We start from the raw sequence: 15,163 nt of genomic DNA, 5'->3' as shown, positions 1-15,163 counted from the left end.
AGCCGGGCAAGGCGCTGCTGCCGCCCGGCAAAACCTTTACTGCATTCCCAACACTCCCGGCAGCCAGAGCGAAATTGCCGGAACATAAGTCACCAGCCCCAGAATAATCAGCAGCATACCGTAGAACGGCAGCATCGCTTTCACCACCGTTTCGATCTTCTGCTTGCTCACCGCGCTGGCAACAAACAGCACCGAACCTACCGGCGGGGTGATCAGCCCGATTCCCAGGTTAACCATCATGATCATGCCAAAGTGCACCGGATCGATGCCAAGCGCGTTGGTCACCGGCAGCAGCACCGGCGTCAGGATCAGGATAATCGGCGCCATATCCATCAGCGTGCCAATCAGCAGCAGCATGATGTTGAGATACATCAGGATGACATATTTGTTATCCGACAATGTGGTGAAAAATTCGGTGATGCGCATCGGGAGCTGCATGTAGGTCATCACCGCGCCGAACGCCGCCGCAAAGCCGATTAGAATCATCACGATGGTAACCGTTTTTACCGTACGGCAGAGCAGCTTCGGCAGCTCGTTCCACTTGTAGTCGCGGTAGATAAACATGGTGACGAAAAAGGCCCACAGGCAGGCGACCGCAGCGGATTCCGTGGCGGTAAAAATACCGGATAAGATCCCGCCGAGAATAATAACCACCGTCATTAGCCCCCAGAGCGCATCCAGCATAATCTTCATCGCCTGCTTAAAGGGGATCCTTTCGCCCTTCGGGTAGCCGCGCTTGCGGGCAAACCCCACGCAGAGCAACATCAGGCTGACGCCCAGCAGCAGCCCCGGCAGGATCCCGGCGATAAAGAGCGTGGCGATGGAGACGGTACCGCCCGCCGCCAGGGAGTAGATCACCGAGTTGTGGCTGGGCGGGATCAGAATCGCCTGCACCGAACCGCTGGCGGTGACCGCCGCCGCATATTCGCGCGGGTAGCCCTTCTTCTCCATCTCCGGGATCATGACGCTGCCGATGGAGGCGGTATCCGCCACCGACGAGCCAGAAATGGCGCCGAAAAAGGTGGAGGCGACAATATTCACCAGCGACAGGCCGCCGCGAATAAAGCCCACAAAGAGATAGGCGAAGTTGACCAGCCGTCGCGCGATCCCCCCTTCCGCCATAATTGCCCCGGCCAGAATAAAGAACGGAATGGCAAGAAGGGTGAATTTATTCACGCCGCTGGTGATTTGGATCATCAGCGCCTCCAGCGGCAGGTCGATCCAGAGCGCCCCGGCCACGGCGCTCAGCCCCACGGCGAAGGCCACCGGCATGCCCAGCGCCAGCAGGATAGCGAGGGTGAATAACAAGATAAAAGCGTCCATCGTTCACCCCTTAACTGTGGTTGCCGATCAGCACGACCGGGCGATGTTCCTGTGAGCCAAAGAGCAGTCGCTCCATCACAAACAGGATCAGAATGGCCGACCCGACGGGCAGCGGCAGGTAGCTCTCCCCTGAGGTCATGACTGGAAACTCCGCCACCGGCTGTTCCCATAGCTCCACGCAGAGCCAGAAGCTATACCAGAACAGAATGAGGGAGATCAGCAGCATCAGCAGATCCACCAACCGGGCGCAGAGGATTTTAAGCGCGTCGGGCAGGCGGTCGGTCAGCATATTCACTGCGATATGCGAGCCGGCACGATACCCCACCGCCGCGCCGATAAAGGTAAAGGTTACCATGCAGATAATGGCGATCGGTTCCGGCCAGGACTCTCCGCGATTGAGCACATAACGCGAGAAAATGCCGATGGGGATCACCACGGTCATCACCACCAGCGAGAGGCCCGCCACGGCCATGGCGAGCAGGTAGAGTCGGTCCATCCACTTCAGGTAGCGCTCGGACATACATTCTCCGGTTACTTCACGTCAGCGATGGCTTTCATCAGATCCTGGTGCTTGTCGCCATACTGGGCGCGCACCGGCTCCGTGGCCTTAATAAATACCGACTTATCGATATCATGGAACTGCACGCCGCCCGCCTTCATCTTGTCCAGCGCCTGCTGGTTATAGGCGTCCCATAGCTTGCGCTGCTCAAACTGCGCTTCGCGGGCGAGAGTAAGGATTTTTTGCTGCTGATCGGCGTTGAGCTTGTCCCACTTCACTTTGGAGTAGAGCAACATTTCCGGGGTAATAAAGTGGCCGCTCAGGGTGTAGTTTTTGGCAACCGGCATATAGTTATGCGCGACATAGGTCGGCGGGTTGTTTTCCGCCCCGTCAATGACGCCGGTCTGCATTCCGCTGTAGACCTCACTCACCCCCATCGCCACCGCGTTCGCACCCATCGCTTTTAAGGTTGCCAGCGCCACCGGACTGCCCTGAACGCGGATTTTCATCCCCTTAAGATCCTCGGGTTTGACCACCGGCTCCTTGGTGATCAGGTTGCGGGTGCCGGAGTCCATCCAGCCGAGAAAGACCAGCCGGGACTTGGGGTTAGCGGTAAGTTTTTCGCCAATCTGCTTGCCGATTTCCCCGTCGATGACTTTGTGCATATGATCTTCATCGCGGAAAACGTAAGGCAGGGTAAACGCCTCCACATCCGGCAGAATAGCGGCGACCGGCGCCATCGAGATGCGGATCATGTCAATCGCCCCCATCTGCGCCTGTTCGATCATCTGCTTCTCATCCCCCAGCACCCCGCCAGGAAAAACCTTTATCTCCAGTTCGCCGTTGGTTTGTTGTTTGAGCTTTTCGCCCATCTGCTGCACCGCCACCACGTTCGGGTAGCCTTCAGGATGGACATCGGCAGCTTTGATGGTTTGCGCCGAGACGGAGCAGGCAACAGCAGACAGACACAGCGCGGCCAGCAACGGCTTGAGGGTCGTTTTCATCGGGTGAACTCCAGGGTAGTGAGGAAAGCGTTAAAACGTCGTTTTAGTTTTGCGCTTAAAAATTAGCCTGGGCGGGGGAAAGTGAAGGTGAAGCGCCTCACAAAAAAGCGCTAAATTTTGAAACAATGGTTTAAAAATGTGGCGGCGGTCATGCCGGGCGGCGTCGACGCCTTACCCGGCCTCTGATTCTGCGTTAAAAAACGCTTAACCCTTACGAATCACATAGCGATACGGCAGCGCGTCGGTCTCTTTGGCGACCAGTTCGTGTTCCATAAAGGTGCAAAAACCGGGGATATCGCGGGTGGTGGCCGGATCGTCGGCAATAATCAGCAGCGTTTCGCCGGACTGCATATTACGCACGGTTTTACGCACCATCATTACCGGCTCCGGGCAGCGCAGGCCGAGGGCGTCAAGCGTGTGGTCGGGGCTGGAAAATAGATCGTTCATCATCGTCTCATTCACAAAAAAACGGCTGTAGTGTACGCCGCGCTGGCGACAAAGCAAACCAGGTTAACGATTGCGTGAAAATTAGCCATTGCAAACTTCAGTCAACGCAGTATGATGCGGCGGTTTTTATTGGGTTCCCTCACCCCAACCACTAAAAAGGTCACAATATGACGCAGTTTACTCAATCGCAGCGCGTAAAAGCGTTGTTCTGGCTTTCGCTTTTTCATCTGCTGGTGATCACCTCCAGCAACTATCTGGTACAGCTCCCGATCGCCATTTTTGGTTTTCATACCACCTGGGGTGCCTTTAGCTTTCCGTTTATTTTCCTCGCCACCGATCTGACCGTCCGCATTTTCGGCGCGCCGCTGGCCCGACGCATTATCTTTGCGGTGATGATCCCGGCGCTGTTTATCTCTTATGTCATCTCCTCCCTGTTCTATATGGGAAGCTGGCAGGGATTTGGCGCGCTGGCGCATTTCAACCTCTTCGTCGCCCGTATCGCTGCCGCGAGCTTTATGGCCTACGCGCTGGGACAGATCCTGGACGTTCACGTCTTTAACCGTCTGCGCCAGAACCACCGCTGGTGGATAGCGCCTACCGCCTCGACGCTGTTCGGCAACGTCAGCGATACGCTGGCCTTCTTCTTCATCGCCTTCTGGCGCAGCCCGGACCCGTTTATGGCGGCGCACTGGATGGAGATCGCGCTGGTGGATTACTGCTTTAAAGTGCTGATCAGCATCGTCTTCTTCCTGCCGATGTACGGCGTATTGCTCAATATGCTGCTCAAAAGGCTGGCGGACAAATCTGAAAACCGGGCATTTCAGCCAGGTTAAAGGTTCGCTTTATCAGTTGTGATAAGATGAACGGATGAGCCGTTAATGGCCGTTTATCAAAAGGAAGATGTCAATGCGCAATCTGGTTAAATATGTCGGGATTGGCCTGCTGGTCGTCGGGCTTGCGGCCTGTGATAACAGCGACACGAAAACGCCTGCTCAGGCGGCCTCTGCCGAAAGTAACGCGACCGGCCAGCCGGTTACTCTGATGGATGGCAAGCTGAGCTTCTCTCTGCCTGCGGATATGACCGACCAGAGCGGCAAGCTGGGGACTCAGGCGAACAATATGCACGTCTACGCCGACGCCACCGGGCAGAAAGCGGTGATTGTGATTGTGGGTGATAACACCAGTGAAGATCTGGCGGTACTGACGAAGCGCCTGGAAGAGCAGCAGCGCAGCCGCGATCCGCAACTGCAGGTAGTAACCAATAAAAGCATCGAGCTGAAGGGGCATAAACTGCAGCAGCTTGACAGCATTATCTCGGCGAAAGGCCAGACCGCCTACTCCTCCGTGGTGCTGGGGCGGGTGGACAACAAACTGCTGACCCTGCAGATCACCCTGCCGGCGGATAATCAGCAGCAGGCGCAGACCGCCGCCGAGAACATCATCAATACCCTCGTCATTCAGTAAGGTGACGACGAAACGGCCTCCTGCGGAGGCCGTTTTTTTAGCCGCCACGCCAGCAGTAACGCCACCGCCACCAGCCCCGCCGCCGCAATATAGATCACCGGCACGCCCGCCCAGGCCATTACCAGCCCGGCCAGCGGCCCGGTTACGCCGAGCGACATATCCATAAAGACCGTATAGGTCGCAAGCGCCGCCCCCTGGTTCTGCTGCGGCACCGCCTTGACCGCCACTACGCCGAGCGCCGGAAAGACCAGCGAGAAACCGGCGCCTGCCAGCAGCACACCGATTTTAGCCATCCACGGCGCGGCGGCGAAGCCGGTCAGCAACAGCCCGACCATCTCCACCACGAAGCAGAACATCGCCACGTTGAGCCCGCCGTGGCGGTTGATGCTGTCAGGAAAGAGCAGGCGCGCGCCAACAAAGGCTGCGCTAAAGAGCGTCAGGGCAAAGGCCGCGCCGCTCCAGCCTTTGGCGTCGTAGAAGAGGGTGATAAAGGTGGCGATCACGCCAAAGCCAGTGGTGGCCAGCGCCAGCGCCATGCCGTAAAGCCAGACCCGTCCCAGCACCGCGCGAAACGGCAGCGGCTTGCCCTTGCTGGCGGTCACCTTCGGGCGCGGCAGCGCCAGCACAATCGCCAGCAGCGCGACCGCCATTATGACAACCGCCAGGCCGGACAGCCCGCTGAGGCGATAGCAGAGCACCCCGAGCGGCGCACCGAGGGCCATCGCGCCGTAGGTGACGATCCCGTTCCAGGAGATCACCCGCCCGATGTGGGACGCCCCTACCACGCCCACGCCCCAGAGGGTCGAGCCGGTTCCCGCCAGACTCTGCCCGATACCCAGAATCAGGCGTCCCAGGCAGAGCAGCGCCAGGCTTACCAGCGGCCATCCGCTGGCGAGATCAGCCAACAGGTAGCTAAGGCCGCTAAGAAAACAGCCGCACAGCCCCAGCACCACGATACTTTTCGGCCCGAACAGGTCAGCGTACCGCCCTGCGTGCGGGCGGCTCAGCAGCGTGGCGAAATATTGCAGGCTAATCGCCAGCCCTGCCCAGAAGGCGCTAAAACCCATCACGTCGTGGACATAGCCGGGCAGCACTGCAAGCGGCAGCCCGATGGTGAGATAGCTGGCGAAATTGTAGCTAACAACGGAAACGATGCGCAGATTAAGGCGTAATCCGCTTAACGCCGGTTCGGGCATGACTGATTTACCTGGATTTGTTACGGCAGTGTTTCACTATTATCATGATGCGCGCGGAAAATCAGCAGACACTTTCGGAATAACAGTGTCAGACGAAGCGCGGTCCGCGCACTACACTTAACAGGCACACCACAAAAGGAATTTAGTATGATGCCCTCCCCCGCACAGCCCGATAAAGCAGGACTGCATATTCTTTTAAAGCTGGCCTGTCTGGTGGTGATCCTCGCCGGGATCCACGCCGCCGCTGATATTATTGTTCAGCTTTTACTGGCGCTCTTTTTCGCCATTGTTCTTAACCCGCTGGTGACCTGGTTTCTTCGCCGGGGTTTTAAACGTCCGTTCGCCATTACCATCGTCGTGGTGGTGATGATTATCGCTCTCACCGCGCTGCTCGGCGTGCTGGCGGCGTCGCTAAACGAGTTCGCCACGCTACTGCCGCAATACAATAAAGAGCTGACGCACAAGCTGGTTGAACTCCAGCAGATGCTGCCCTTTCTCAATCTGCATATATCGCCCGAACGAATGCTGCGCCGGATGGACTCGGAAAAGGTAATGGCCTATGCCACCACCCTGATGACCGGCCTCTCCGGGGCGATGGCCAGCATCGTCCTGCTGGTGATGACGGTGGTCTTTATGCTCTTTGAGGTGCGCCACCTGCCCTATAAGCTGCGCTTTGCGCTGAATAACCCGCAGATCCATATTGCCGGGCTGCACCGCGCCCTGAAGGGTGTTTCGCACTATCTGGCGCTGAAAACGCTGCTAAGCCTCTGGACCGGGGCGATAGTCTGGCTGGGTCTGACGCTGCTGGGCGTCCAGTTTGCGCTGATGTGGGGCGTGCTCGCCTTCCTGACCAACTACGTACCTAACATTGGGGCGGTGCTCTCCGCCGTACCGCCGATGATTCAGGCCTTCCTGTTTAACGGCTTTTACGAGTGCGCGATGGTCGGGGCGCTGTTCCTCATCGTCCATATGGTGCTTGGCAATATTGTAGAGCCGCGCATGATGGGCCACCGGCTGGGCATGTCGACCATGGTGGTCTTTTTATCGTTGCTGATCTGGGGATGGTTGCTGGGACCGGTAGGGATGCTGCTCTCCGTACCGCTCACCAGCGTCTGTAAAATCTGGATGGAGACTACCAAAGGCGGCAGCAAGCTGGCGATCCTCCTCGGACCAGGTCGTCCCAAAAGTCGATTACCGGGCTAATCGGCGCCCCGCGTTGTATAGTAGTAGTTTCGCCGCGTGACTTTGCGGCTGCGATTGTGTTGATGAAGGCCGAATTAGCTATGTACCAGGTTTTTCTGGGAAAGATTTCTACCCTGAGCACTGACTCATGGGCCGAGGCGCTGGCGGAAAGTGTGCCGCAGAACGTTGACCGTGCCCGCTGGCTTGCCGCCCGCGGGCTGTTGTCGCGTCTGCTGGCGCCGCAGCCGCTTCCCGATTTCGTCTACGGCGAACAAGGCAAGCCCGCCCTCGCGCGCCAGCCCTCCCTCTGGTTCAACCTGAGCCACAGCGGAGATGACCTGGTGCTGATGCTCAGCGACGAAGGGGAGGTTGGTTGCGATCTGGAGCGCATTCGTCCGCATGATAACTGGCGCGCGCTGGCGAACGCCGTTTTTACCCTGGGCGAGCATGCAGAGCTGGAACGCGAAACGCCGGAAGCACAGCTTCCGGCGTTCTGGCGTATCTGGACGCGTAAAGAGGCGATGGTAAAACAGCGCGGCGGCAGCCCCTGGCAAATCGTCAGCGTCGACAGCACATTCCCCTCCTCGCTCAGCGTCAGCCATTACCAGTTTGATGAGCTGAGCCTTGCCGTCTGCACTCCTACCCCTTTTACTCTTAGCGACGCCACCCTGACGCGTCTGTAGCCCTCTGCCCTTCGCTTATTTCAGATTGTTGGGGAAATCCGCTGGCAGTTCGCTGGCGGCACAGGCGATGACGCTGTCATCGTCAGGGCCACAGTCGCGCACAAAGGTGATAGTGGCGAACTCATCAATCACTTCGGTCGGATAGGCCGGGCCCGCGTCACGATAAGCATTCATCTCCGGAATATGATCATTCTGGAAGCAGACGGTTTTTTCCGGGTTGTTCATCACCCAGCGCGGGAAGAAGATGGTGCCGTGGAACAGCTTATCCCCCAGGTTGGCGATCAGGCTGACGTCGGTACCAGTCGGCTCGGTCCAGGAAATTTTATAGATATTCTCCCCGACGCGGACAATATACGCCCGCTGATCTTTCACCCAACGGTTACCCACAATACCGCTGTGAATACGGTAATCGAGGGTCTGTTCATTTTTGACATAAATCTCGTAATTCCAGCCGTTGTCATAGGTGTAGACCAGGTGTTTACCCACAAAACCGCTGAGGTCGTTTTTATCGAATGTGTTCATAACAGGTCTCCTTCGTTTTGATAAAGGGATCGTACCCCTTCAAAAAATGAATGAATAACGCTATATTTGGATGAAACTCATGCAAAATTTCGATGAATCATGCACAAGACAACGCTGGAACAATGGTCGCTGCTGGAAAAAGTGGTTGAAGCTGGCAGCTTTGCCCGAGCCGCAGAACTGACCCATCGCAGTCAGTCGTCAGTCAGTTATAACCTTGCTTTGTTACAGGAGCGTCTCGGCGTGGCGCTGCTGATGACGGAAGGCAGACGGGCGGTACTTACGCCTGCAGGAGAGCGGCTGCTTAAACAGGTCAAACCGCTACTCAAGGCCTTCACCTACGTGGAAACCCGCGCCGCTACGCTGCGCAACGGTGTGCGCACGCGGCTTGATCTCATGGTAGACAGTATTTTCCCGCGCCGCCGACTGTTTGCGATTTTGCGCCAGTTTCAGCAGCGCTATCCGCATACCCAGGTCAGACTCACGGAGGTGCTGGAGAATGCCTTTGCCGAGGAGGTGAGCCGCGAGGCGGACGTGATGGTGCTCACCCGTCGTCAGGATATTACCGGCCCGGGAGAGTGGCTGATGAATATCGATTTTGTCGCCGTCGCCCACCGCGATCACCCTCTCTTCACCCTTGAGGCGCCGCTGAGCGATGAAATGCTTCGCCCCTGGCCGCTGATTCAGATCGCCGATAATAGCGCGGCGGCGCAGTCGGCAAGCGAATCCTGGACCTTTTCCACCATCGACGCCGCCATCGAAGCGGTGATGTATCAGGTGGGCTACGGCTGGCTGCCGGAGGAGCGTATTCAGAAGGCGCTGGAGGAGGGAACGCTGCGTCTGCTGCCGCTCAGCCACGGTACGCGCCGCGCCACGCCGCTCCATCTGATCGTTAAACGTACCCTCGCCCCGCTGGATGAGCAGGTCGAGACGCTAATAGCCCTCTTTCGCCAGGCACCCGGATCGTCAACTGCTACGCTTTAGGTCTGAACAGAAAAAAAGGAACAGACCATGAAAATTGACCTTACGGGAAAAGTGGCGCTGGTAACCGCCTCCACGGGCGGTATTGGCTTTGCCATTGCGCGCGGGCTGGCGGAAAGCGGCGCGGAGGTGATCGTTAACGGGCGCAGCACGGAGTCGGTGAACAAAGGCATCCAGCAATTGCAGCAGGTCGTGCCGGGGGTACAGGTTCGCGCCGCGGTCGCCGATCTTAGCGCGCCGGACGGCGTCGATGCCGTGCTTCGCGCCGCCTCCCGCGTTGATATCCTGGTGAATAACGCCGGCATTTACGGCCAGAAAGATTTCTACTCTACCGACGACGAAACCTGGGAGACCTACTGGCAGACCAACGTGATGTCCGGCGTGCGGCTGTCGCGCGCCCTGCTGCCGGGCATGGTGCAGAAAGGCTGGGGACGCGTGGTGTTTATCTCCTCGGAATCGGCCTGCAACATTCCGGCGGATATGATCCACTACGGCGTGACCAAAACGGCGCAGCTCGCCCTCGCGCGCGGGCTGGCGAAGTTTGTGGCGGGCAGCGGCGTGACGGTCAACAGCGTCCTGCCGGGCCCGACGATGTCGGACGGCTTTGCCAGCATGATGAAAGATGAAATGGAGAAAACCGGCAAATCGCTGGAGCAGCTGGCGAAAGAGTTCGTCATGGCGAACCGTCCATCATCGGTGATCCAGCGTGCGGCAACGGTTGAGGAGGTGGCTAATATGGTGGTCTATGTCTGCTCAACCCAGGCCTCAGCGACCTCCGGCGCGGCGCTGCGCGTCGACGGCGGCGTGGTGGACGATATTATCTGACCGCGATCCAGAAAAATCGCCCGGGGGGTAAGGATTGCGGGCCAAAGCAGGTAAACTAACGAGCAGAATATCTATTCGAGCTAAAATCTATTTATGACCAATATGATTGCCGATGAGACAGTGGCGAAGTCCCGCGTGCTGTCCGTCTTTGATTTTGACGGAACGCTGACGCACCACGACAGTTTTATTCCTTTCCTGCGCTTTGCCTTTGGCAAGCGCTACTTTGCCGGTCGTCTGGTGCGCATGGCGCTGCCGACGCTGCACTGCGTTCGCCACAAGCTGACACGCGATGAGCTGAAAGAGGTGCTGATCAAAACCTTTCTCACTGGAGTCGATGAGCACTGGCTCCGCCAGAAGGCGGAGGCGTTTTGCGAAAGATACTGGTCGAAGCTGATGCGCCCGGCAGGTGTACTGGCGGTGGCGGCAGAGGTGAATGCCGGGGCGGAGGTGACTATCTGCTCCGCGTCACCCGCGCTGGTGCTCCAGCCGTGGGCCGATAAGCTGGGTATTAAGCTGATTGGTACCCAGCTGGAGGTGGTGGACGGCAAGCTGACCGGACGGATCACCGGCCATAACTGCCGCTGCGCCCAGAAGGTGGCCCGCCTTGAGCGGGTCTATGGCGATTTGACCCAGTATCATCTGCGCGCCTGGGGTGATACCCGCGGCGATCACGAGCTGCTGGCGGCGGCGCAGGATGCTCACTGGCGGCACTTCCATCCACCGCGCGCGCGTCGCCGGTCACCTCTGAAGAGTTAGCAGCGATGGTTTATTCCCCTCACCCCAGCCCTCTCCCCAGAGGGGAGAGGGAGCTACAGGCGCGGCAAATGGTGAAGAGTCCTCCCGGCCCGCTTCCCTCAGGAGTGAGGGGCTACAGGCGCGGCAAATGGTGAAGTGTCCACCCGACCCGCTTCCCACAGGGATGAGGGGGTAAAATGTAGGCCCGGTAAGCGAAGCGCCACCGGGCAATCCGTCAGGCCGTTTTCTTACCCGGGAACATCACGCTGGCGATAATCCCCAGCGCCAGTACGCCCAGCACCACAAACAGGCTCGCCGTGGCGCCAATGTTGTAGCCGTGATGCCAGAAGTGATCGGTGGCATTCAGGCCCAGCTTAAAGGCGACAAAGAAGAGCAATACCACCACCGCTTTTTCCAGATGCACCAGATACTGCTTCAGCGCCTCCAGCACGAAGTAGAGGGTACGCAGGCCGAGGATCGCGAACATCATGGCGCTGTAGATAATCAGCGGCTCGCGGCTGACGGCGATAATAGCCGGTACGGAGTCGAAAGCGAACATCACGTCGGAGAGTTCCACCACCGCCACGCAGAGCAGTAACGGCGTCGCGTAGCGCTTCGCTTTCTTCAGGCGGCCTACGGTCACCTCCTGGTTTTCCGGTTTGGCCAGCTCCTCATCCACCTCCTGCTGCGTCAGGATAAATTTATGGCTGCTGATTTTCGGCCAGATGGGATAAAAGCGTTTTACCAGCCGATAGGCCAGGTGGTTGGAGTAATCCTCTATCTCTTCGCTCTCTTCGTTGCGCCGCAACATCATCACCGCGGTCCAGCCCACCACCACCGCGAACAGCACCTCTACATAAGGCCCCAGGCTCAGCAGGCCGGTGCCGATGGCAACGAAGATCCCGCGAAAGACAATCGCCCCCAGCACGCCCCAGTAGAGCACGCGGTGACGATACTTATCCGGCACGCCGAACCAGGCGAAGATCGCCATCATGACGAAAAGGTTATCAACCGAGAGCACCTCTTCCAGCGCGTAGCCGGTCAGGAAGAGGCTCGCCACTTCCGCCCCGTGATGGACGTAGAGAAAGCCTGCGAAGGCCATCGCCATCGCCACCCAGAAGATGGACCACATCGCGGCGCTTTTCAGCGAGATAGGTTTATCGTGGCGGTGCATAAAGAGGTCGATAAACATCGCCCCTACCGCCATAACGACAAATACAACAACGGTTTCAGTCGGGAAACCGAGATGAGCAGAAGCCATAGAGATCCCTTTTTGAGAACAAACCCAGATACCATGCAGACTGGCGAAGCCAGTAAAAAAAGCGCGGGGCTTTCAGCCCCGAACGCTAAAATTAATGCGTTTCGGCGAGCGCCTGCGCGCACGCCCAGGCGCTGGACCAGGCCCACTGGAAATTATACCCGCCCAGCCAGCCGGTGACGTCCATCACCTCACCAATAAAGTAGAGCCCCGGAACGTTGCGCGCCTCCATTGTACGCGACGACAGCTCATCAGTATCCACCCCGCCCAGCGTCACTTCGGCGGTCCGGTAGCCTTCCGTCCCGTTCGGCTGTACCCGCCAGGCAGTGAGCGTATCGACAAGCTGCTGCTGGTCGCGGCTGTTAAGCTGCTTAAGCGTCACCTCCGGGATCTGCCCCAGCTGCTGTAAAGCCTCCACCAGCCGTTTCGGAAGCTGCATCGCCAGCGTGTTTTTCAGGCTCTGGTTAGGATGCGCCGCCCGCTGTTCGTTCAGGAAGTCCGCCAGATCGCACTCCGGCAACAGGTTAACCGTCACAAACTCCCCCGGCTGCCAGTAGCTGGAGATTTGCAGCACAGCCGGACCAGAAAGCCCGCGGTGGGTAAAGAGCAGATTCTCGCGAAAAACTGTGCCATCTTCAGCGGCGATCGACGCGGCCACCGAGACGCCGGAGAGCGTCTGCAGCTGCTCAAGCAGCGGTTTATGCAGCGTAAACGGCACCAGGCCCGCGCGGGTTGGCAGCACCTTCAGGCCAAACTGTTCGGCAATCTTATAGCCGAACGGCGAGGCACCTAGGCCCGGCATCGATAGCCCGCCGCTGGCGATCACCAGGCTTTTGCCGCTCACGGTCTCGCCATTCAGCGCCAGCGTATAGCCGTCCTCATCGCGCGTGACCTCCAGCACTTCACTACGCAGACGCATCACGACACTGCCTTTCTCGCATTCTGCCACCAACATATCAACGATTTGCTGGGCAGAGTCATCGCAAAACAGCTGGCCCAGCGTCTTTTCGTGCCAGGCGATGCCATGTTTATTCACCAAGTCGATGAAATCCCACTGGGTATAACGCGCCAGCGCAGATTTACAAAAATGACGGTTCTGGCTCAAATAGGCCGCAGGCTCGACATAAAGATTAGTAAAATTGCAGCGCCCGCCGCCAGACATCAGGATCTTACGTCCCGGTTTTTTCCCGTTATCCAGCAGCAGAACGCGACGACCCGCCTGTCCGGCCATCGCCGCACAGAACATTCCCGCCGCACCGGCGCCAATAACAACGGCATCAAACCTTTCCACGTCTAAATCCTCTTCGTTTACAGGGGGCGAATTGTAAAGTTTCCTCTGTGGTCGCACCAGCTTAAAAAAGTATTACACGGTCATCCGTTTGATAATTAAAGGATAAATTAAAGAGCATAATTCTCAATTTCGGTGGCATGTCAAAAAAAGTCTATATTTCACTTTGCCCGTTGCGCATTTGTCCTGGATAATGCGCCGCGTTCATGTCCTCCAAAATGGCGTAACGTCCTATGCTACATTTGTTTGCTGGCCTGGATTTACATACCGGGCTTTTATTGTTGCTTGCACTGGCATTTGTCTTGTTCTACGAAGCGATTAATGGTTTCCACGACACGGCAAACGCAGTTGCAACGGTTATTTACACTCGCGCAATGCGATCGCAGCTGGCGGTCGTTATGGCGGCTGTTTTTAACTTTTTCGGTGTCCTGCTGGGGGGTCTGAGCGTAGCCTATGCCATTGTGCATATGTTGCCAACGGACCTGCTTCTGAACGTCAGTTCAGGCCATGGCCTCGCTATGGTCTTTTCCATGCTGCTTGCCGCAATTATCTGGAACCTCGGAACCTGGTACTTCGGCCTGCCTGCATCCAGTTCTCACACGCTGATTGGCGCAATCATCGGGATTGGTTTAACCAACGCCCTGATGACCGGCACCTCCGTCGTGGATGCGCTGAACCTGCCTAAAGTAATGGGGATTTTTGGTTCCCTGATCATCTCGCCAATTGTGGGCCTGGTCGTGGCGGGGGGATTAATTTTCCTTCTGCGCCGCTACTGGAGCGGTACGAAAAAGCGCGCCCGTATCCACCTGACACCAGCCGAGCGTGAAAAGAAAGATGGTAAGAAAAAGCCGCCTTTCTGGACCCGTATCGCCCTGATCGTCTCTGCTATCGGCGTCTCGTTCTCTCATGGCGCCAACGACGGGCAGAAAGGCATTGGTCTGGTTATGCTGGTGCTGATCGGCGTAGCGCCTGCGGGTTTTGTGGTGAATATGAATGCCTCTGGCTATGAAATCACCCGTACCCGCGACGCGGTCAACAACGTTGAAACCTACTTCCAGCAACATCCTGACCTGCTGAAGAAAGCGACCGGCGTCGATCAGCTGATCCCTTCTCCTGAAGCGGGCGCGGCGACGGCCCCGGGCCAGTTCCACTGCCATCCGGGCAACGCGATTTACGCCCTCGACCGCGCGAAAAGCATGCTGGCGAATATCGAAAGCTATGACAAGCTGACCGTGGATCAGCGCGGCCAGATGCGTCGTATTATGCTCTGCATCTCCGATATCACCGATAAAGTGGCGAAGCTGCCTGACGTCAGCTCCGACGATCAGCGCCTGCTGAAGAAGCTGAAAGGCGATATGCTCAATACCATCGAATATGCGCCGATCTGGATCATTATGGCCGTCGCGCTGGCGCTGGGTATCGGCACGATGATTGGCTGGCGCCGTGTGGCCACCACCATCGGGGAGAAGATCGGTAAGAAAGGGATGACCTACGCGCAGGGGATGTCCGCTCAGATGACGGCGGCGGTCTCTATCGGTCTGGCGAGCTATACCGGTATGCCGGTCTCCACCACCCACGTACTCTCCTCGTCCGTCGCCGGTACGATGATTGTTGACGGTGGCGGTCTGCAGCGTAAAACCGTGACCAACATCCTGATGGCCTGGGTCTTTACCCTTCCGGCCTCCATTCTGCTCTCCGGCGGCCTCTACTGGATCGCCCTGAAGCTGATTTAATCGCGGTACAGTGTGAAAAAGCGGGT

General features: G+C 57.8%; 16 protein-coding genes. 8 read left to right on the top strand and 8 right to left on the bottom strand.

The genetic code is table 11. The features are described from left to right. Nucleotides 1-36 precede the first annotated feature (36 nt). The 4 genes from BN3796_RS06700 to tusA all read right to left on the bottom strand — a co-directional run bounded on the left by BN3796_RS06700 (nt 37) and on the right by tusA (nt 3,273). Nucleotides 37-1,323 (bottom strand): TRAP transporter large permease, encoded by a 1,287-nt coding sequence (locus BN3796_RS06700; RefSeq protein WP_061707610.1) that lies wholly within the window; start codon nt 1,321-1,323, stop codon nt 37-39. A gap of 10 nt (nt 1,324-1,333) precedes the next feature. After that, nucleotides 1,334-1,843 carry a TRAP transporter small permease gene (locus tag BN3796_RS06695; protein ID WP_061707609.1) on the bottom strand — a complete coding sequence of 170 codons (510 nt, stop codon included), beginning with the start codon at nt 1,841-1,843 and terminating at the stop codon, nt 1,334-1,336. Nucleotides 1,844-1,854: 11 nt separating this feature from the next. Further along, the gene (locus BN3796_RS06690) at nt 1,855-2,826 is read right to left on the bottom strand and encodes a TRAP transporter substrate-binding protein (protein ID WP_061707608.1); all 972 of its coding nucleotides are present in this window, start codon (nt 2,824-2,826) and stop codon (nt 1,855-1,857) included. Nucleotides 2,827-3,030: 204 nt separating this feature from the next. Further along, nucleotides 3,031-3,273, bottom strand: a complete 243-nt coding sequence (tusA, locus tag BN3796_RS06685) for a sulfurtransferase TusA (protein WP_061707607.1) — start codon at nt 3,271-3,273, stop codon at nt 3,031-3,033. A gap of 167 nt (nt 3,274-3,440) precedes the next feature. On the opposite strand from tusA, the gene BN3796_RS06680 reads away from it, so the two are divergent. Together BN3796_RS06680 and BN3796_RS06675 are read left to right on the top strand one after the other, a co-directional pair. Further along, nucleotides 3,441-4,106 carry a 7-cyano-7-deazaguanine/7-aminomethyl-7-deazaguanine transporter gene (locus BN3796_RS06680; RefSeq protein WP_061707606.1) on the top strand — a complete coding sequence of 222 codons (666 nt, stop codon included), beginning with the start codon at nt 3,441-3,443 and terminating at the stop codon, nt 4,104-4,106. 73 nt (nt 4,107-4,179) lie between these two features. Continuing rightward, nucleotides 4,180-4,737: a DcrB family lipoprotein gene (locus BN3796_RS06675; protein ID WP_061707605.1), complete on the top strand. Its 558-nt coding sequence runs from the start codon at nt 4,180-4,182 to the stop codon at nt 4,735-4,737. On the opposite strand, the gene BN3796_RS06670 is transcribed toward BN3796_RS06675, so the two are convergent. Next, the gene (locus BN3796_RS06670; protein ID WP_061707604.1) at nt 4,731-5,933 is read right to left on the bottom strand and encodes an MFS transporter; all 1,203 of its coding nucleotides are present in this window, start codon (nt 5,931-5,933) and stop codon (nt 4,731-4,733) included. The two genes, BN3796_RS06675 and BN3796_RS06670, sit on opposite strands and share 7 nt — an antisense overlap. A gap of 147 nt (nt 5,934-6,080) precedes the next feature. Between BN3796_RS06670 and BN3796_RS06665 the strand changes: the two genes are divergently transcribed. Continuing rightward, on the top strand, nt 6,081-7,136 hold the full coding sequence (locus BN3796_RS06665; RefSeq protein ID WP_073885141.1) for an AI-2E family transporter: 1,056 nt from the start codon (nt 6,081-6,083) through the stop codon (nt 7,134-7,136). Nucleotides 7,137-7,216: 80 nt separating this feature from the next. Further along, a complete protein-coding gene (acpT, locus tag BN3796_RS06660) occupies nt 7,217-7,798 on the top strand; it encodes a 4'-phosphopantetheinyl transferase AcpT (RefSeq protein WP_061707603.1) in 582 nt (193 codons plus the stop codon). A 15-nt stretch (nt 7,799-7,813) separates the two neighbouring features. On the opposite strand, the gene BN3796_RS06655 is transcribed toward acpT, so the two are convergent. After that, nucleotides 7,814-8,320, bottom strand: a complete 507-nt coding sequence (locus tag BN3796_RS06655; RefSeq protein WP_061707602.1) for a phenolic acid decarboxylase — start codon at nt 8,318-8,320, stop codon at nt 7,814-7,816. 99 nt (nt 8,321-8,419) lie between these two features. Between BN3796_RS06655 and BN3796_RS06650 the strand changes: the two genes are divergently transcribed. From BN3796_RS06650 to BN3796_RS06640, 3 genes are all read left to right on the top strand, one after another. Continuing rightward, the gene (locus BN3796_RS06650; protein WP_061707601.1) at nt 8,420-9,301 is read left to right on the top strand and encodes a LysR family transcriptional regulator; all 882 of its coding nucleotides are present in this window, start codon (nt 8,420-8,422) and stop codon (nt 9,299-9,301) included. A gap of 27 nt (nt 9,302-9,328) precedes the next feature. Next, nucleotides 9,329-10,123 carry an SDR family NAD(P)-dependent oxidoreductase gene (locus BN3796_RS06645; RefSeq protein ID WP_061707600.1) on the top strand — a complete coding sequence of 265 codons (795 nt, stop codon included), beginning with the start codon at nt 9,329-9,331 and terminating at the stop codon, nt 10,121-10,123. A gap of 93 nt (nt 10,124-10,216) precedes the next feature. Then, nucleotides 10,217-10,879 carry an HAD family hydrolase gene (locus tag BN3796_RS06640; RefSeq protein ID WP_073885140.1) on the top strand — a complete coding sequence of 221 codons (663 nt, stop codon included), beginning with the start codon at nt 10,217-10,219 and terminating at the stop codon, nt 10,877-10,879. Between the two features lie 214 nt (nt 10,880-11,093). On the opposite strand, the gene BN3796_RS06635 is transcribed toward BN3796_RS06640, so the two are convergent. Next, entirely contained in the window at nt 11,094-12,119 is a 1,026-nt protein-coding gene (locus BN3796_RS06635) for a TerC/Alx family metal homeostasis membrane protein (protein ID WP_061707599.1), read from the bottom strand. A 91-nt stretch (nt 12,120-12,210) separates the two neighbouring features. After that, nucleotides 12,211-13,407, bottom strand: a complete 1,197-nt coding sequence (locus BN3796_RS06630; RefSeq protein ID WP_061707598.1) for a BaiN/RdsA family NAD(P)/FAD-dependent oxidoreductase — start codon at nt 13,405-13,407, stop codon at nt 12,211-12,213. A gap of 230 nt (nt 13,408-13,637) precedes the next feature. On the opposite strand from BN3796_RS06630, the gene pitA reads away from it, so the two are divergent. Then, the gene (gene pitA, locus BN3796_RS06625) at nt 13,638-15,137 is read left to right on the top strand and encodes an inorganic phosphate transporter PitA (RefSeq protein ID WP_061707597.1); all 1,500 of its coding nucleotides are present in this window, start codon (nt 13,638-13,640) and stop codon (nt 15,135-15,137) included. Nucleotides 15,138-15,163: the final 26 nt, after the last annotated feature.

This window comes from Pseudenterobacter timonensis (genome assembly GCF_900021175.1).
Lineage (GTDB): Bacteria > Pseudomonadota > Gammaproteobacteria > Enterobacterales > Enterobacteriaceae > Enterobacter > Enterobacter timonensis.
The sequence above is the reverse complement of the archived record's forward strand: the minus strand, read 5'-3'. Positions and strand labels throughout refer to the sequence as shown.